The organism is Lamprobacter modestohalophilus (assembly GCF_016583905.1).
Classification (GTDB): Bacteria; Pseudomonadota; Gammaproteobacteria; order Chromatiales; family Chromatiaceae; genus Lamprobacter; species Lamprobacter modestohalophilus.
Map to the genome: position 1 here is coordinate 66,473 of NZ_NRRY01000004.1, position 17,719 is coordinate 84,191.

Genomic DNA, 17,719 nt, shown 5'->3' on the forward strand with positions numbered 1-17,719 from the left:
ACAACCCGCCCATGGCACTCGACCAATCCGCCCGTTACGCCAATCTCGACCTCCGTGAAGAGGATCTGATCGCCGGCGGTAAACACATCCTCTGCGCTTACAAGATGCAGCCCAAGGCCGGCTACGGCTATCTGGAGGCCGCCGCGCACTTCGCCGCCGAGTCCTCCACCGGCACCAACGTCGAGGTCTGCACCACCGACGAGTTCACCAAGGGCGTAGACGCGCTGGTGTATCACATCGACGAGGCGAGCCAGGACATGCGCATCGCCTACCCGCTGGAGCTGTTCGATCGCAACATGATCGACGGCCGCATGATGCTGGTCTCGTTCCTGACCCTGACCATCGGCAACAACCAGGGTATGGGCGACATCGAAAACGCCCAGATGATCGACTTCTATGTGCCGCCGCGTGCGCTGCAGCTGTTCGATGGCCCGGCCACCGACATCACCAAGCTGTGGAGCATCCTCGGCCGCCCGGTGCAAGACGGCGGCTACATCGCCGGCACCATCATCAAGCCCAAGCTCGGCCTGCGCCCGGAGCCCTTCGCCGAGGCGGCCTATGCGTTCTGGCTCGGTGGCGACTTCATCAAGAACGACGAGCCGCAAGGCAACCAAGTCTTCGCGCCGACCAAAAAGGTCATGCCGCTGGTCGCCGATGCCATGAAGCGCGCCCAGGACGAGACCGGCGAAGCCAAGCTATTCTCGGCCAACATCACCGCCGATGACCACTTCGAGATGTGCGCCCGCGCCGATTTCATCCTCGAGACCTTTGGCCCGGATGCGGACAAGGTCGCCTTCCTAGTCGATGGCTTCGTCGGCGGCCCTGGCATGATCACCACCGCCCGTCGCCAGTACCCGAACCAATACCTGCACTATCATCGCGCCGGTCACGGCATGATCACCTCGCCCAGCTCCAAGCGCGGCTACACCGCCTTCGTGCTGTCGAAGATGGCGCGCCTGCAAGGTGCCTCCGGCATCCATGTCGGCACCATGGGCTACGGCAAGATGGAAGGCGATGCCGATGACAAGATCATCGCCTACATGGTCGAGCGCGACAGCGCCGATGGCCCGATTTACCATCAGGAATGGCTCGGCATGCGGCCAACGACGCCGATCATCTCCGGCGGTATGAACGCGCTGCGTCTGGTCGGCTTCTTCGAGAACCTCGGCCACGGCAACCTGATCAACACCGCCGGTGGCGGTGCTTATGGTCATCTCGACGGCCCCGCCGCTGGCGCCAAGTCGCTGCGTCAGGCCTATGCGTGCTGGAAGGCCGGTGCCGACCCGATCGCCTGGGCCAAGGACCATCGTGAGTTCGCCCGTGCCTTCGAGTCGTTCCCATTCGATGCCGACAAGATCTTTGCCGGCTGGCGTGATCAGCTCAGCATCGCTGCCTGATCAGGCTGCAACCGGGATGAGCGCGATGGCCATGGATGGCCAGAAAAAAGAAAACCCCGCTTCCGCGGGGTTTTTTTATCCACGATCAAACAGACCCCGCGTTCAAGCCAGCCTTTCGCTGATCTGACCAAGCGCTGACCTCCTAGGGTCCATCTTGAGCCACTAAACGCTACTCCCCTTTGCGCTCAGGCTCTGACTCACCATGGCCAAAGCCAGCGGCGCGAAGAAATTCCTTCTGCGCATTAGCCCAGAGCTCGAGGTTACGCTCGGTCATTCGGCCGATAAGCTCTAAGGGCTTGGTGCCGAGGTCGTCGGCCAAGTGCTGCTGCTGGCGGGCGAAGGCATCGAGCGACTGCTCGAGATAGTGCGCGAACATGCCCTGCATGGTGCCGCCATAGAAACGGATGATCTGCGCGAGCATGTTGGCGCTGAAGAGTGGCTCGCCGCCGGTCTCCTCCTCCAGCATGATCTGCAGCAGGATCGAGCGCGTGAGATCCGCGTCGTTGGCGGTATCCAAGACCCGAAACGCGGTGCCCTGCATCACCAGCGCACGCACGTCCGCTAGCGTGATGTAGCGGCTTAGCTCGGTATCATAGAGCCGCCGATTCGGATATTTCTTGATGATGCGTTCGGCGGTCATCGCGTCGCCCTACTGCGTGACTGACTCATCGTTGCAGTGTAGCCCAGCCTCAAGCCGCGCAAACTGTGTGGGATCAACGCACTGCATCCCACAGAGCCAGTCGAAGTGCCGTGGGCTTCTCGGCTGTGGATCTCGCCTGAGGCGAGCCACAGCTGCCGACTCCAGCTCGCCTTAGCAGGCTTGCGATCGGCCTGCTCACGGCGAACGATGAGCGTGAGCAGGCCCGGGCAGCGAACTGCCAGGGTAGCTCGCTGGGCCAATGATCCCGGCAATGAGATCGATCAGTCGCGCGCCACCGCCAAGGCCACGCCCTGCCCACCACCGATACAAAGCGTCGCGAGACCCTTCTTCGCATCACGCCGCTGCATCTCATGCAGCAGGGTCACCAGCACCCGCGCGCCCGAGGCGCCGATCGGATGGCCGATCGAGATGGCGCCGCCGTTGACGTTGACCTTGTCCTGATCCCAGCCCATCTCCTGATTGACCGACAGCGCCTGCGCGGCGAACGCCTCGTTGGCCTCGATCAAATCCAGATCGGCGACCGTCCAGCCGGCCTTTTCCAAGCACTTGGTCGAGGCGGGGATCGGGCCGGTCCCCATGATCGCCGGATCAACACCGGCGCTAGCGAAGGCCACGACGCGCGCGAGCGGCGTCAGCCCCAGCGCCTTGGCCTTCGACTCACTCATCACCAGCACCGCGGCCGCACCATCGTTGACGCCGGAGGCATTGCCTGCGGTAACGGTCCCGTCCTTATCGAAGGCCGGACGCAGCTTGCCCAGGGTTTCGGCGGTCGTGCCCGCGCGCGGGAACTCATCGCGGTCAAACACCACCGGATCACCTTTGCGCTGCGGCACCGCGACCGGCACGATCTCGTCAGCAAAACGATTGGCAGCCTGCGCCGCCTCGGTCTTCTGTTGCGAATCAGCCGCGAACTGATCTTGGAGATCGCGAGAGAACGCATACTGCTTGGCAATATTCTCGGCGGTGACGCCCATATGGCACTGATTGAAGGCATCCATCAGGCCATCGCTGAGCATGGTATCGACCATCTTCCAGTCGCCCATGCGCTTGCCCTGACGCGAGCCTGGAACCACGTGGGCTGACTGACTCATGCTCTCCTGACCGCCAGCGATCACCACCTCAGCATCGCCGAGGGCGACCGCCTGCATGGCTAAATGCACCGCTTTCAAACCGCTGCCGCAGACCTTGTTGATCGTCATCGCTGGCACCTTATGCGGCAAGCCAGCGTTAAGCGTGGTCTGGCGCGCTGGGTTCTGACCGACACCCGCTGCCAACACCTGCCCGAGAATGACCTCATCGACCTGCTCCGGGTCGAGCCCAGTCTTTTCCAACAGCGCCTTCACCACAGTGGCACCGAGCGCGGTTGCCGGCAGTGACGACAGGCTACCGCCGAAGCTTCCGACCGGGGTGCGCACAGCGGCGACGATCACAACATGTTCTGGCATCAGAGTTCCTCCTCACGGATAGGGTTCGACAGGGGTCGAATGAGCTTATTTGTCATGCATGTGCCCGCCGCGCCTCTTGCTCCAAGCGGGCGGTGCACCGATCAACGGGAGGAGTCTACGGCCTTTTGTTGCAGTGCACAAATTTCCGTGCTAGCTTCGCCGACACTTGATCAGAGGAGGCCCTGGCAGGGGTAAGCACCATGACACAAAACGCATTCTTCGATGACAGCTGGCTCAAACTGCAGCGCGACTACTGGGACGGCCTGGCCAAGATGGGCAGCCAAGCGATGGGCATGGAAAGCAGCCCAGCCAGCAACAGCGCGGCGGCGCCCTGGCTGGCGGCGATGGAGCAGTGGCGGAAAGCACTCGCGCCAGCGGCATCTGACCCGGCGCGCGACTTCATGCAGCGCTTGATGGACCAGGGCCAGGCCTACTTCGGCCTCGCCGAGCAATTCACCAAGGGGCTCGGCGACGCTGGCCTCGGCCAAGGCGGCGACACCACCCGCGCTTGGGACTGGCTGAACCAGACCATCGAGCAGATGCAGAAGGGCTTCAGCGGCATCGGCGCTGACCAAGACGAGAGCCTACGCCGGATGCTCGGCTTCTGGGAGATGCCACTCGACAACTGGCAGCGGATGATGTCGTCGCTCTCGCCGATGATGCCCGGCGACATGCTGCGCAACATGCCGAACGGGATGATGCGCGGCCCGATGCAAGAAGGCCTAGAGCAGATGCTCTCAGCGCCTGGCCTCGGCTATTCGCGCGAGGAGCAGGCCCAATATCAAGACCTGATGCGCGCCGGAATCGACTATCAGCGCGCCTTCCAAGCCTACAGCGGCTTCTTCAATCAGCTCGGCGTCAAGGCCCTGCACCGGCTGCGCGACCAGCTGCAGCAGAAATCCGAGGCCGGCGAGACCATCAATTCCGCCCGCGGCCTCTATGACACCTGGGTCGGCTGCTGCGAGGCGGTCTATGCCGATGAGGTCATCACGCCTGAATACTCGCGCGTGCACGGCCAGCTGATCAACGCTCAGATGGCGCTCAAGCAGCGGCTCTCGATCATGGTCGACGAATCGCTTGGCGCGATGAACATGCCCACCCGCGGCGAGCTGCGCACCCTGCAGGACCGCCTGCAGGAGACGCGACGCGAGAACAAAAAGCTGCGCCAAGAGCTGGACCAGATCCAGCGCCGGCTTGCGACTTTGCCAGCAGTCGCGCCGGCCGACAGTCAAGCCAAGGCCAGCACAGGTGGATCGACCACCAGTGGCACGAGCACCGGCGCGGCGAAAAAGACCAGCGCCCGCAAGAAGACCGCAGCAAAGCCGAGCACCCAACCCGACGCCAGCTGATGCCGCATCCTGCGCCTGCTGGTCGTCAGCCAAGCACGGATTAAGAAGGGACACCGCCAAGACGGGTCCGAACCAACACGCTATAGAGGAGCGCTGCCCCATGTTTCCGATCGATATCCGCCCCGACAAGCTCGGCGAGGAGATGCTCGACTACAGCCGCAAGCTCGGTCAGGGCATGCAGAACCTGCTCGACGCTGGCGACATCGACAGTGGCGTCAGCCCCAAGGATGCCGTCTACCGCGAAGACAAGCTGGTGCTCTACCGCTATCAGCGCCCAGCCGAGGTGGCCCAGCAGGAGACGCCGCTGCTGGTCGTCTACGCCCTGGTCAACCGGCCCTACATGACCGACATTCAAGAAGACCGCTCGACCATCAAAGGTCTGCTCGCCACCGGCCAGGACGTCTATCTGATCGACTGGGGCTACCCGGATCAAGCCGACAGCTCGCTGACGCTTGACGACTACATCAACGGCTACATCGATCGCTGCGTCGACCACATCCGCCACACCCATGGCGTTGACAAGGTCAACATCTTGGGCATCTGCCAGGGCGGCAGCTTCAGCCTGATGTACAGCGCGCTGCATCCGGACAAGGTGCGGAACTTGGTGACCATGGTCACCCCGGTCGACTTCAAGACCCCCGACAACATGCTGTCGAACTGGGTGCAGAACGTCGATGTCGACCTCGCCGTCGACACCATGGGCAATATTCCGGGCGAGCTGTTGAACTGGAGCTTCCTATCGCTGAAGCCGTTCAGCCTCACCGGCCAGAAGTACGTGAACATGGTCGACATGCTCGACAAGCCGGAAAAGGCGAAGAACTTCCTGCGCATGGAGCAATGGATCTTCGATAGTCCCGACCAGGCTGGCGAGACCTTCCGTCAGTTCATCAAGGACTTCTATCAGCAGAACGCCTTCATCAACGGCACCGCCCGCGTCGGCGAGCGCCCGGTCGACCTCAAGCAGATCCGCTGCCCGGTGCTCAACATCTATGCGCTGCAAGACCATCTGGTGCCGCCGGATGCATCCAAGGCCCTCAATGGCCTGACCGGCAGCGAGGACTACACCGAACTCGCCTTCCCCGGCGGCCATATCGGCATCTACGTCAGCGGCAAGGCGCAGAAAGAGGTCACGCCGGCCATCGGCGAATGGCTGAACGCACGCTGAGCTGAGACTGGCGATGCGCGCTAACTTAGATGGTGGCCATTGGTGGGCGCATCGGCACCACGCCGTGGCGGTTCATCACTTGCGTAGAGATCATCGTCGTTGAGACATCCGCACGGCCCCGCAGCTTCTGCGCCGTGCGGATGTCATAGTGCCACCCTCGAGCATCGAGCATCGAGCAGTTAAGTGGCAAAAAAATGCCTCTGCTGAGCTTGGCGTTATCCTCTGATCCGTGCCCGGAACCATGCTGTCAGGTTGTGCCCTAGCCGACGGGCAGCGCGGTGCGCTCCAGCACCTGGCGCAGCACGAAGCTCGAGTGCACCCCTGAGACACCCTCGATGCGCGTGATCTTGTGCAACAACAGCTCCTGATAGGCCTCCATATCACGCACGATCACCTTGAGCTGGTAATCCGCATCGCGACCGGTGATCAGCGAGCACTCCAGCACTTCCGGCAGCGTCGAGACGATGGCATCGAAGTTGGCAAAGCGCTCCGGCGTATGCCGGTCCATCGAGATGCTAACGAAGGCGATCAGGCTCAGCCCGAGCTTCTTGGCATCCACCATCGCCCGATAGCCGGCGATGATGCCGGCCTCCTCCAACGCCCGCACCCGGCGCAGACAGGGCGAGGGTGACAGGCCGATGCGGTCGGCCAGCTCCTGATTGCTGATGCGACCATCGGCTTGCAGGATCTCGAGGATGTGGCGGTCGTAGCGGTCGAGGGTCATGTCTCCCCGCTGGAGTCCGCCCGCACCCTACGCGCGGCCTGTTGCTCCCGGGCGCCAGCGATGAGTGCCCGCGTCGTCGCGTAAGCCTCCCGGCAGAAAGCGATGAAGGCTGTCTCAAGCTCTGGCGTTGGCCAGAGACCAGTGCCCGGCGTCACCGGCCCGACGGCGAGCTGGTAATCGGCCAGGGTCTCGATATACCGCTTGCGCTCACGGACATCGATCACCACCGGTAGATGTCCGGCCCGCAATACAGGCAAGTTGGCGAGCAACCGTGCCATGCGGCCATTGCCGTCCCAGAACGGATGGATATGCACAAAGCTCAGATGCAGCCTCGCATAGGCGCTGAGCGCCGCGTCCTCGTCCAGCGGCTCCGCACCCAGGCGGTTCAGCTCCGCGAGCCAAGTGTCCATCACTATTGGCACGTCGGCAGGCGCCGCGTAGTCGATGAAGGTCTGCCGACCATCCTTGGTCACCGCATAGGTTCCGTTCGGCTCGACCTTCCAGGCACCGAGAGGCTTATAGATGTCCGTGACGAGTCGCGTCTGCACCGCGCGATGCAGATCGAAAAGCCGCGCTGGCGTCACGGGCCGCGCCGGCCAATCATCGAGCAATCCGTAGAGCAGCTCGATAGCACGGGCGTGACCGACAACCTCTTCATGATCCTTCAGCGGCTTGCCGGAGACCGTAAGCCCCTCCTCAATGACGAACTTGGTCTCGCCGAGCGTCAGGGTGTTGCCCTCAAGCGCCGTAGAGCCATGGGTCCACAGATCCCGCACCTGGGCCAACAGCGAACACTGGAGGTCTGGGTCCAGGCCGGCTAGGGGGGCGAGCTTCGGCAAAGGCGTGCTCATGTACCTCGTTGCTTGCAAGTTGCGACCATACTCAGACGGCGCGCTCCCGCCAGTCCGTGACCTCGACCAGGCTCTGCTTGGCGCGAACCTCCTCGACCACGGCCTCCAGTGCCACGGCGACTGGATCGTCGATCCACTCCTCGCCGCATTGATCACAGACTAAGGCTGGGACGTGGCGCACCACCACAACCCCGAAGCCGAGCTCGGCGGTGAACGTTGTCTGACCTGGTTCGCGGCGGCCACCACAGATAGGGCATGCGGGCTTCATCTTGGTCTCCTAGTCTTCAAGTCCGGCTCGAAATGGATCTCATCCGGCCGATAAGCAGTGATGATGAAACAGGTCTCTGACGTCAGGTCCAGCGCCGCGACCACATGCAGCGGCGGCGGACCTTTTGTGAGTCTAGACGAGGCCGCCTTCCCAGGTCGTTCGGATTCCGCTTAACGGCTTTTGCGAACCGATTGCGCACCGATTGCGCACCGATTGCGCACCGATTGCGCACAATCACGTTAGAAAGACAGATTATTGCTTTTCTTTGACATATATCTAGCAAGATCGCAAGCATCTATCGAGTGGGTTAGCGCATCCTATCAACCGTCGGCCACAAGCCGGCAGCCAGGGGAAGACCCACAAGGCCAGACCCCGATCAGGATCACCGGCGGCACCGGATCGACACCTAGCGATCCCGTCGCCGAGCAGGCGCTGCAACCCAGCCCGTTGTGACGAGCCCGGTGCATCCGGCCCATCGCGCTAGACCGGTACCGACATCGCGCCCGCCGTGCCGCACGCCAGCCTGACTCCGGGCTTGCGCTGCGCCACCGGCGGCAGCGCCCGGTCGCAGACACCGCTGACAGGTCCGATCGCGCCGGCGATCGATCCGAATCATAGGCCGAGCAGCTTGCCACGCGCCCACTGCCAAGCCGTTTGCTCACAGCCAAGCCGCTCGCCCACTGCCACAAGGAGCTCGCACCATGCCCGCCCAACACCACAAATATCGTCCAAGCCAGCCGGTGCCCATCCGCGACCGCACCTGGCCCGATCGCCGCATCGAACAGGCCCCGCGCTGGGCCAGTGTCGACCTGCGCGACGGCAACCAAGCCCTGCGCGCGCCGATGAGCGTGGCGCAGAAGCAGCAGCTCTGGGCCTTGCTGGTCGACATCGGCGTCAAGGAGATCGAGGTCGGTTTCCCGTCGGCCAGCCAGCCGGATTACGACTTCGTGCGCTGGCTGGTGGAGGAGCGTCAAATACCAGAGGATGTGACCATCCAGGTGCTGGTGCAGGCACGCGCTGACCTGATCGAGCGCACCTTTGCCGCCTTGGATGGGGTGCATCGGGCCATTGTCCATGTCTACAACTCGACCTCGCCGGTGCAGCGCGAATGGGTGTTCGGCGCCGATCGCGAGCGGATCAAGGCCATCGCGGTGCAGGGTGCCGAGTGGGTCCGCAATGAGGCGGCCAAGTATCCCGGCACCGACTGGACCTTTCAGTATTCGCCAGAGAGCTTCTCGCAGACCGAGCCGGACTATGCGGTCGAGGTCTGCAATGCGGTGGTCGACGTCTGGCAGCCAACACCAGAACGCCCCTGCATCCTGAATCTGCCGGCGACAGTCGAATCGGCCAGCCCGAACGTCTTTGCCGATCAGGTTGAATGGTTCTGCCGCCACATCGAGCGGCGCGACAGCGTGATCGTCTCCTTGCATACGCACAATGATCGCGGCGGCGCGGCGGCAGCGGCGGAGTTGGGCCTATTGGCGGGCGCCGATCGCATCGAGGGCACCCTGCTCGGCAACGGTGAGCGCACCGGCAACTGCGATCTGGTGACGCTGGCGATGAACCTCTATAGCCAGGGCATCGACCCGCAGCTGGATCTCAGCGATCCGGAGCGGATCATCGCGACCGTCGAGGAGTGCACCGACATCGCCTGCCATCCACGGCATCCCTGGATCGGCGAGCTGGTCTACACCGCTTTCTCCGGCAGTCATCAGGATGCCATCAACAAGTCGTTGAGACATCAGCGTGCCGAGCACAACCGCGCCCTGCCGTGGCAGGTCGCCTATCTGCCGATCGATCCGCAGGACCTCGGCCGCAGCTATGAGGCGGTGATCCGCGTCAACAGCCAGTCGGGCAAGGGCGGTATTGCCTTCGTGCTCGAGCGCGATTATGGGCTGCAGTTACCCCGCTGGGCGCAGCTTGAGCTGGCACCGGTGGTGCAGCGCGCGAGCGAGGAGCAAGGCGGCATCATCGACTCGGCCAGCATCCGGGCGCTGTTCGAGGCCCAGTTCATCCAAGATCAAGCGCCGCACCGGCTCGGCGGCTACCGCATCAGCCGCAATGGCCATGATCAGATCGAAGCGACCATTGTCAGCGTTGGGCGAGAAGTACAGGAGCAGCGCATCCAAGGCGAAGGTGAGGGCGTGATCGCCGCCTTCGCCGATGCCTGGAGCCGGGCCTTTGGTCAGACCATCGACGTGCGCGACTACCGCGAGCATGCGATCGGCGCTGGCACCGATGCCGAGGCCGCGGCCTATGTGCAGCTCGCGATCGACGGCCAGCCGGTCGCCGGCGTCGCCATCGATCGCGATACCGTCAGCGCCTCGCTGAAAGCGGTGCTCTCAGCCCTTAACCGAAGCGCTGGCATGGCCAAGAACGTCAGGATGCAGCAGGTTGCTTAGCCTGTCGCGCATTTTGGTAAGCTCAGACAGAGGGTCTGAGCAATGCCTGTTAAGGCAGGAGAGGACGACGAGATGGACGAGATGCAAGAAGAATGTCCACCGATGGACGGCCAGCCAGCGTACGCCCTCAAGGCGCAAAGATCAGCATCACATAAGCGCCGAACAAGATCAGATGCACCACGCCTTGCAGCACGTTGGTGCGCGGCGCGCTAAAGGTTAGGACTGCAACCAGTAGCGTTGTCACCAGCAACAAGATATCGGTGTCGTCTAGGCCAAGCTCGACCGGCTTGCCGGTAGCCAAGCTGATGGCCAAAACTGCGGGCACAGTCAGCCCAATGGTCGCCAACACTGAGCCGAGAAAGATATTGACCGCGCGCTGGAGCCGATTGGCGAGTGCCGAGCGGACAGCGCCAACGGCCTCGGGCGTCAGCACCAGCACGGCGACCACGAAACCACCCAAGGCCGCCGGGAGTGAGAGGGTCTCGATGCCATAGTCGATCGGGAGCGCGATCTTCTTCGCCAACAGCACCACCGGCACCAAGTAGGCGAGCAAGAGGACCGCATGCAGCGGCACTGGACCTGGCTCCTGGGCGTGATGGCCATGTTCCAGCGCGACATCTGACGCGGCATCTGGCGCCATCTCTGTTGCGGCATCTGGCGCAGCCTCCAGCGCGGCATCGTCGTATCGGAAATAGCCGCGATGGCGAACCGTCTGGATCAACAGAAAGCTGCCGTAGAGGGCGACACTGGCAAGGATCAAGAAGGTCGCCTGGAAGCCGCTCAGCGTTCTCACCGGCGTCGATTGGGTGAAGTCTGGCAGCACCAGGCTCAGCAAGGCCAGCGGGATGATCACCGAGAGATAGGCATTCGCACCCTGCAGGTTATAGCTCTGCTCACCATGGCGCAGCGCACCAAGCAGCAAGGTCAGACCCACCATGCCATTGAGCACAATCATCACCACCGCGAACATGGTATCGCGCGCCAGGGTCGGATTGTTGTCGCCGACGAACATCAGCGACGCAATCATCAACACCTCGATCGAGATCACTGCCAGGGTCAGGATGAGGGTGCCGTAAGGCTCGCCGAGCCGCTCCGCGAGCATGTCCGCGTGATGCACCACCTTGAGCGCAGCCCAGAGGATGGTGCCGAACAGCCAGGCGAACATCAGCGCGAGCCAAAGCGGATCACTCAGATCCCCGAGCCAGCCCTTGCCGAACACCAGGAACGCCGCGGTGGTGGCCAAAACGAACAGCAACGGCGCCTCACTGCGTACCCGATCACCGAGGTCAGCCTTACTCATTGGGCATCGGTCTCCAGAGGCTGATCGAGATGCTCTTGGAGCCAGGCGCGAATCTGCACGCTCGAGCGTGAGCCGCTGAAGCGCCCGTGCTCCTCGCCCTGTTGAAACAGCAGCACGGTCGGAAAGCCCCGCAACCGATAATGGCCAGCCAGCTTCATATTCTCGCCCTCATCGACCTCGACCTTGGCCAGCCCTATCGCCCCCTGAAGCTCATCGATCACGCGGTAGAGATGGGGCGCCAGCTGATGGCAAGGCGCGCACCAATCGGCCCAGAAGTCGACCAGGATCGGCCGCGTGCGCGACGCCTCGATCACGGCCTGCTCGAACCCTTCGTGGTCAACATCGAAACAATCTCCGCAGGGCGGTTGGTCGGAAGGAAAGCGCATCTATAGTTCTCCATCACTGCCGGGGTTTATCGCGCCACAGCAGAAGCAAAACCACCATTTTGAGTATCCGCATCAGCGGATTGCAAGCTGCAGCGGCAAGCCGTGAGCAGTAAGCCATAAAGCGTCGAGCACCGAGCGCGGGCACAACATGAATTCGAGTCAACGATCAGCATCGACAAGGCGCAACCGCTTGTCCCGATCGATACCAAAGCTTAAGCATCAGCAATCAGCATCAACGACTCTCCCTGCCGGTCACAGCAGCTGTCAACGACAAACCATAGGCACACTTGATGAGCACTTATGAAACCGACTTTCATCAGCGGATCGAAGAGCAAGCGGACCTGCTGCGCACCGGCCACTTACCGCAGCTGGATGTCACGCACTTGATCGAGGAACTGGAGAGCATGAGCGCACGCGAACGACGCGAGCTGATCAACCGCCTCGCCTTGTTGCTGGCGCACCTGCTCAAATGGGAGTATCAACCCGAGCGCCGCAGCACCAGCTGGCGCCTAACCATCAATGAGCAACGACGCCAACTCGCCCTGCTGCTGGAAGATAGCCCCAGCTTGCGGCAGCGCCTGCCAGAACTGCTGCTACGCAGCTACCGCAATGCGACCCGAGCGGCGATGGAAGAAACAGGATTTCTCAAGTCGCCTTTCCCAGAGCACTGCGCCTATAGCATCGTCGAGATACTGGACGAAGACTATTGGCCCGGCGTTTGAGCGCCTCCTTGTTGCTCGCTAAATTGAACACTTAGTCAATCGCCCAGTGCCTGTTCGATCTTCTCATGCAACTCAGCACCAGTGCGCTGAAACCCGAGCAAACGTGCAACCGCTTGAATGCACTCTTCTGGATCAACTCGACCATTCTCACGCTTTACGATCACTGCTGCTGCTTGAATCTCAAGATTCGAGAGATAAATAGCCTTGTTTGTCGGCAAACTTTCCTGGGAACGATCGCGAACGGGTGGATCATTTTGCTGTGCAGCAGTGAACCAGAATTCTTCGTCCCTGCACATTCGATCCTGCATCTGCGCATGGACAAGCGCCGCGCGAGTCGCATCTTGAATCCGAATGCCCGTCCGCGTCTTACCGCAACCAACCGCAATACGCCGAGCAACCTCAACGGTATGAATTGGTCCCTCGGCCTCGACTACCGTTGAAACATGCTCAGCCAATGTTTCTATCGGCATTTCATGAGGTTCAAAATTTATGCCTATCTGGGGAATCGCTCTCTGGTAAGGAACCGTCTGAAGTGAAGTCGGCACCGCCAAATTCGCTTCGGCCGAAACTGAATCGTCCCAAGGCTGCGCGGGATTTCGAGGATCATCATTTTCTGGCAGACCTTCGAAGATATCCTTTTGGCCGAATTGCCCAAAGACAGACTGATTGGCACCCTCGATAGACCAAGAATCCGCAGCAAAATGGGCATCTCGCAAAACTTCCTTTAGTCGCGCGACCTCTTGGTCACGCCGATAAAACCAATCCGTGCTCCAGATGCGGTGAAAACGCCAACCCAGGCCTTCCAGGACTTGCTGTCGGAGTCGGTCGCGTTCACGTGCCCACAACGCGCGGTGATAAGTTGCTCCATCACATTCAACCGCCAATATGTATTGTCCGGGGCGATCAGGATTGCGGACACCTAAGTCAATACGGAAACCTGCGCTGCCTACTTGCGCATCACACTGATAGCCTAACGTCGTGATGACATTCGCGACGTCTTCTTCAAACGGACTATCGGCATCAGCACCCGTTGGCAAAGCTTGTTCAAGCTCCCCTGTCTCGGCAAATTTAAGGAAACGTTTGAGTACGCGCGGACCGTCCTTTGTCGTTCGCGACAAATCAATCTCTTCCGGTGCAAATGATGCAAACACCTGGCAGCGAATTCGAGCCCGGCTGAACAAAACATTTAGCCTCCGTTCACCACCATCGGTATTGACCGGGCCAAAGTTCATGCTCGAAAGTCGACCATTAGGCTCATGGGGTCCGTAACCGACGCTAATCATGATGACGTCACGTTCGTCCCCCTGCACATTCTCGATGTTTTTCACGAAGACATCTTCGGTTCGCCCCTCACGCAGGAGCGCGTCGAGTAGCGAGTCTTCACGACGCCTAAGCTCCAGTAGTTCCGTCACCATGTCACTTTGCGCCTTCGAAAAGGTGACAACGCCAACAGAGAACTCTGCTGCATGCCTCGCATGCCTAGAGAGCGCGTTGACGATGGCCTCGGCTTCGATGCGGTTGGTTCCGGGCCGCCCGCCACCCCGGCTCTTACTGCTATAGACGCCTGGCACGCGAGTCAACTGGAGCCCGATATTGTCGTCGTGCTGAGTCGGCGTCGGTAGAAGTATTAGACGATTTTCATAGAACTCGGCATTCGAGACGGTGATGAGCGAAGGATCGCGGGAACGATAGTGCCATTCAAGCATGAGACGCCGTAGACCCCTAGCCTCACAAAGCGTAAGAATGCTCTCAAGCTCGATCGCTTGGGCCATTGGTGCAGTTCCATCCTCCTCTTCGTCCTCATCACCATCCTCGTCGGTTAAGCGGTCGAAAAAGGAACTGGGCGGCAGCTGTTTACTATCACCCACAACCACGATTTGCCTGGCTCTCGCCATCGCACCGATAGCGTCCTCCGGTTTAATCTGGCTTGCCTCATCGATGATGAGCAAATCAAAGCTCATCTGCTCTGGTGGCAAGAACTGCGCGATGGAAATCGGACTCATGAGGAAGACAGGCTTGATACGCTGGACCATGCGGCCGGCGTTGATCATAATTTGGCGAATGGAGCGGTGCCGACGTCGCTTCGCCATTTCGCCACGTAAGAACCCCATCTCACCGGTAGCTCCCGTGGGCAATTGCTGTCGATGCTGGTTGCGGATCAGTGCTCGGACGTCTGTTACCCTTTCAGCATCTAACGTCTGGAATTGTTCGACCAACTTATGCCGGTCGCAAGCGGCTAGCGGCGCGAGTTCTGGCTGAGCAGCGCGTGCATAATTCCAACGTGCTTCGGCGACCGCATAGTCGAACTCATCTAGCGCTGAAGCTAACGCGACATCCTGGTTATCTAGCGCTTCAAGCAGGGTTTGCAGCCCAACTTCTTCTAGCTGTTGGCGACTCTGAATATAATGAGCCCAGTCCACATAGCTGTCGAGATGAGCAAGCATGTTGCGAAGGCGTTGCAATAACTCTGATAACGAGGAGTTTGCCAGCGGCGTTGTGCTAGCGTCCTCACTCAAGCCTTCAAAGCTATACTCAAGTCGCTTCAATGGTGGGAAAACTGCGTCCTCGGCTTTCTTGAGCAACTCGGCTAGCTGATCGGCGCGCGATGCCGCCTCAGGTAGATCCGCAACCCAAGAGCAAAGAGTATGAGGCTCCTGCGGCAGCCATCCAGTTTCCGCCAGTGCTCGCAACCACTTGAGGGTCGCCAACGCGGCCTGAAAATCTGTGCGCTCCCCACGCCAAGCATCACCTAAGACCCTACGCAACCAGTCTTCATCTTCGCTGAGCAAAGCACGTTGCTCTTGCACTTGCAAAAGTTGATCGACCAGTTCGAGTCGTTCTGATGGCGCCTTGGGGGGCGGCCCTTTCAGCAACACCCGAAGTTCTCGGCTCGCACTGCGATAACGACCGAACAGACGCGAGAACCCGGAAGACACGCCTTTGGCGATTGGCCCCCTGAGCGCTTCCACTTCTGCATACCAAGCAGCGTCCTTGAACCCGGCCGCCGCTGTATCCCGATTGCGGCGCCAGGCAGCACCGGCCTCGAGTCCTTCTAATAAGCGCAACTCATCGAGATGACTGAATAAGGCGTCGACAAGATGAGTCTGTGCCGCAGCATCCGGCTGCAGACGGGAGAGGAAGGAACAGAACGCTAACGTGTCGTTTAGGCTATTCGGCGATGGCACTGCTAATACGCTCGCTACCCTATCGAGTTCGATGCCAAATGCGTCTAGCAACCCAACCGCAGTCGCCAGCTCCTGCTTAAGTCGTTGCTGATCCACAGGCTGTAGGTCTAAACGCTGCACACCGCAGAATGGATGTGTCGATGGGGCACCAATGGTCTTGCGAGCCGCGACATACTGCTGCACGAACGTCCGCCGGTGCATGCGCTCTTCGTCACTCAGCTCACAAAGAGCCTCGTTCTGAACAACAGGTGGTTGCAACTCACGCCCGAGGAACCCGATCACTTCTGCCATCGACTCAAAAGGCGAGTAAGTGCGACCACTTAGAGGTGCGTGTAGGTTTTCCGTGATCACGTTGAGCTCATCACGGCAATCACGAAGCGCCGAACCATCAGCCGCATTCTCACAGGGATGATTGACCCCTTGCAGTGTCCGCTTCAACTCCTGCAGCACAACCTTCTTGTTAGCCTGACGCGAATGCAGCTCTAGACAAAGATCAGCCAGGCCAAGCTTCTGCATGCGTCGATGGACGACATTCAACGCAGCCATCTTCTCGGCCATGAACAAAACTGTCTTGCCATCATGCACAGCTTTGGCGATGAGATTGGTGATGGTCTGAGATTTGCCCGTGCCGGGTGGGCCCTGTACGACTATATTCCGCCCAACACTTACCTCCTCAATGACTTTTGTCTGCGATGCATCGGCATCGATGACATGCAATAGGTCGGCAGGATCAAGCCTAGTATCGAGTCGCTCGCCGTCTGAAAACAAAGGTGACGTCGGCTCAAATCCGTCCTTCAGAAGTCCTTTCAAGATCGAGTTGGAAGCCAACTGGTCGCTTGACCAGCGATCCGGCTCCAAGTCATGCATCATCAACAGCTTAGCAAACGAAAAGAATCCAAGTTGCATCCCATCTGCATCGATCGACCAACGTGGCTGGTTAGCAATAACGCGTGAAACTTGTTCAAAGTATGCGCTTGGCCGCCACTCATTTTCGGAGTCTTCTCCAGCTGCCTGATCGGAAACTGTCTCGTCAAGCATCGGAAGGGGAATGCCGAAATCCGTCTCTAGCCGCCCTCTCAGCGGCAAATTGGTGCTCATATCCTCATCACGCACCTGCAACTGGTGGTGCCCTGTCTTCTTGTTCCTCACCAATTCTACTGGAATAAGAATCAGTGGTGCTTCACGCTGCACTTGAGACCGCTCATCCTCAAACCAGCACATAAAGCCAATGGCCAAATAGAGGATATTGATACCCTGCTCTTCTTCTGCCGTGCGAGCATCGCGATACAACCCGAGTAACCTTTTTTGCAGGGCGTCAACGGTCAATTCCGTTTTGAGGAAAGCACCTGAAAAGCGAGCTTCACTTTCGGTATCTTCTTCGGTATCTTCCGATAAAGCGACGGCATGGCCATTAAGAACTTGACTCTCATCGATCTGCTCTGTTGCGGAAGCCTTAAACCGCATGGGCCGACCACGCTGATGAAGAATCTCGTAGACCTTGTCAGCCTGCTCATTAATGATGTTTAACGACTTGCTACGTTTCTGCTTCCGATTGACATGAATAAGCCGGTTCCGTGTGCCTGTTTCAATCAAACGACGGCGCGCACTTTTCAACTCTTGCGTCAGCCGGTTGATGTTAGCGGAGTTTACTTCTTGGTCCATTGCCAGATTTGAGTCCGTTGTTCTGAAGAATATGACATCGATCCGGATGGCGATGGTAGTACCACATTGTCTACCAAGATCGCGAATCGCGCCCGAGCAAGTACTCTAACATCCGCACCCAGTTCGGCTGGCTGCCGGCTGCCGCGAGCGCGAGGCCTCGATCACAGCCTGCTCGAACCCTTCGTGGTCAACATCGAAACAA

At 60.1% G+C, this 17,719-nt stretch carries 13 protein-coding genes; 5 read left to right on the plus strand and 8 right to left on the minus strand.

What is annotated here, in order from left to right; all coding sequences use genetic code 11:
- Nucleotides 1–11 precede the first annotated feature (11 nt).
- Entirely contained in the window at nucleotides 12–1,397 is a 1,386-nt protein-coding gene (locus CKO42_RS04185; protein WP_200239690.1) for a ribulose-bisphosphate carboxylase, read from the plus strand.
- 169 nt (nucleotides 1,398–1,566) lie between these two features.
- Here CKO42_RS04185 and phaR read toward each other — a convergent pair whose 3' ends face one another.
- Nucleotides 1,567–2,037 carry a polyhydroxyalkanoate synthesis repressor PhaR gene (phaR, locus tag CKO42_RS04190; RefSeq protein WP_200239693.1) on the minus strand — a complete coding sequence of 157 codons (471 nt, stop codon included), beginning with the start codon at nucleotides 2,035–2,037 and terminating at the stop codon, nucleotides 1,567–1,569.
- Between the two features lie 281 nt (nucleotides 2,038–2,318).
- Entirely contained in the window at nucleotides 2,319–3,503 is a 1,185-nt protein-coding gene (locus CKO42_RS04195) for an acetyl-CoA C-acetyltransferase (RefSeq protein ID WP_200239695.1), read from the minus strand.
- A 200-nt stretch (nucleotides 3,504–3,703) separates the two neighbouring features.
- On the opposite strand from CKO42_RS04195, the gene phaE reads away from it, so the two are divergent.
- Both phaE and CKO42_RS04205 read left to right on the plus strand, forming a co-directional pair.
- Nucleotides 3,704–4,852, plus strand: coding sequence for a class III poly(R)-hydroxyalkanoic acid synthase subunit PhaE (phaE, locus tag CKO42_RS04200; protein ID WP_200239698.1), 1,149 nt, complete (start codon nucleotides 3,704–3,706; stop codon nucleotides 4,850–4,852).
- 100 nt (nucleotides 4,853–4,952) lie between these two features.
- The gene (locus tag CKO42_RS04205) at nucleotides 4,953–6,017 is read left to right on the plus strand and encodes a class III poly(R)-hydroxyalkanoic acid synthase subunit PhaC (RefSeq protein WP_200239701.1); all 1,065 of its coding nucleotides are present in this window, start codon (nucleotides 4,953–4,955) and stop codon (nucleotides 6,015–6,017) included.
- 259 nt (nucleotides 6,018–6,276) lie between these two features.
- On the opposite strand, the gene CKO42_RS04210 is transcribed toward CKO42_RS04205, so the two are convergent.
- From CKO42_RS04210 to CKO42_RS04220, 3 genes are read right to left on the minus strand one after another with little or no spacing between them, the layout of a single operon-like run.
- A complete protein-coding gene (locus CKO42_RS04210; RefSeq protein ID WP_200239703.1) occupies nucleotides 6,277–6,741 on the minus strand; it encodes an Lrp/AsnC family transcriptional regulator in 465 nt (154 codons plus the stop codon).
- Entirely contained in the window at nucleotides 6,738–7,580 is an 843-nt protein-coding gene (locus tag CKO42_RS04215) for a Fic family protein (protein ID WP_242479107.1), read from the minus strand. The genes CKO42_RS04210 and CKO42_RS04215 overlap by 4 nt, the downstream gene beginning before the upstream one ends.
- Nucleotides 7,581–7,623: 43 nt before the next feature.
- On the minus strand, nucleotides 7,624–7,860 hold the full coding sequence (locus tag CKO42_RS04220; RefSeq protein ID WP_200239707.1) for a type II toxin-antitoxin system MqsA family antitoxin: 237 nt from the start codon (nucleotides 7,858–7,860) through the stop codon (nucleotides 7,624–7,626).
- A gap of 701 nt (nucleotides 7,861–8,561) precedes the next feature.
- Between CKO42_RS04220 and leuA the strand changes: the two genes are divergently transcribed.
- Nucleotides 8,562–10,262: a 2-isopropylmalate synthase gene (leuA, locus tag CKO42_RS04225; protein ID WP_200239709.1), complete on the plus strand. Its 1,701-nt coding sequence runs from the start codon at nucleotides 8,562–8,564 to the stop codon at nucleotides 10,260–10,262.
- A 127-nt stretch (nucleotides 10,263–10,389) separates the two neighbouring features.
- On the opposite strand, the gene CKO42_RS04230 is transcribed toward leuA, so the two are convergent.
- Together CKO42_RS04230 and CKO42_RS04235 are read right to left on the minus strand one after the other, a co-directional pair.
- On the minus strand, nucleotides 10,390–11,562 hold the full coding sequence (locus CKO42_RS04230) for a calcium:cation antiporter (RefSeq protein ID WP_200239712.1): 1,173 nt from the start codon (nucleotides 11,560–11,562) through the stop codon (nucleotides 10,390–10,392).
- Nucleotides 11,559–11,948 carry a thioredoxin family protein gene (locus CKO42_RS04235; RefSeq protein ID WP_200239714.1) on the minus strand — a complete coding sequence of 130 codons (390 nt, stop codon included), beginning with the start codon at nucleotides 11,946–11,948 and terminating at the stop codon, nucleotides 11,559–11,561. Before CKO42_RS04235 ends, CKO42_RS04230 begins: the two co-directional genes overlap by 4 nt.
- Before the next feature lie 290 nt (nucleotides 11,949–12,238).
- Between CKO42_RS04235 and CKO42_RS04240 the strand changes: the two genes are divergently transcribed.
- Nucleotides 12,239–12,670, plus strand: coding sequence for a DUF29 domain-containing protein (locus CKO42_RS04240; RefSeq protein WP_200239717.1), 432 nt, complete (start codon nucleotides 12,239–12,241; stop codon nucleotides 12,668–12,670).
- A gap of 35 nt (nucleotides 12,671–12,705) precedes the next feature.
- Here CKO42_RS04240 and CKO42_RS04245 read toward each other — a convergent pair whose 3' ends face one another.
- Nucleotides 12,706–17,517: a DUF3320 domain-containing protein gene (locus tag CKO42_RS04245; protein WP_200239719.1), complete on the minus strand. Its 4,812-nt coding sequence runs from the start codon at nucleotides 17,515–17,517 to the stop codon at nucleotides 12,706–12,708.
- Between the last annotated feature and the right edge of the window lie 202 nt (nucleotides 17,518–17,719).

Bases quoted from the DNA above. Each gene is read 5' to 3' on its own strand.
- CKO42_RS04230 (WP_200239712.1), bottom strand. From the start codon at position 11,562: ATGAGTAAGGCTGACCTCGGTGATCGGGTACGCAGTGAGGCGCCGTTG.
- CKO42_RS04205 (WP_200239701.1), top strand. From the start codon at position 4,953: ATGTTTCCGATCGATATCCGCCCCGACAAGCTCGGCGAGGAGATGCTC.
- CKO42_RS04185 (WP_200239690.1), top strand. From the start codon at position 12: ATGGCACTCGACCAATCCGCCCGTTACGCCAATCTCGACCTCCGTGAA.
- phaE (WP_200239698.1), top strand. From the start codon at position 3,704: ATGACACAAAACGCATTCTTCGATGACAGCTGGCTCAAACTGCAGCGC.
- CKO42_RS04195 (WP_200239695.1), bottom strand. From the start codon at position 3,503: ATGCCAGAACATGTTGTGATCGTCGCCGCTGTGCGCACCCCGGTCGGA.
- phaR (WP_200239693.1), bottom strand. From the start codon at position 2,037: ATGACCGCCGAACGCATCATCAAGAAATATCCGAATCGGCGGCTCTAT.
- CKO42_RS04235 (WP_200239714.1), bottom strand. From the start codon at position 11,948: ATGCGCTTTCCTTCCGACCAACCGCCCTGCGGAGATTGTTTCGATGTT.
- CKO42_RS04245 (WP_200239719.1), bottom strand. From the start codon at position 17,517: ATGGACCAAGAAGTAAACTCCGCTAACATCAACCGGCTGACGCAAGAG.
- CKO42_RS04220 (WP_200239707.1), bottom strand. From the start codon at position 7,860: ATGAAGCCCGCATGCCCTATCTGTGGTGGCCGCCGCGAACCAGGTCAG.
- leuA (WP_200239709.1), top strand. From the start codon at position 8,562: ATGCCCGCCCAACACCACAAATATCGTCCAAGCCAGCCGGTGCCCATC.
- CKO42_RS04240 (WP_200239717.1), top strand. From the start codon at position 12,239: ATGAGCACTTATGAAACCGACTTTCATCAGCGGATCGAAGAGCAAGCG.
- CKO42_RS04210 (WP_200239703.1), bottom strand. From the start codon at position 6,741: ATGACCCTCGACCGCTACGACCGCCACATCCTCGAGATCCTGCAAGCC.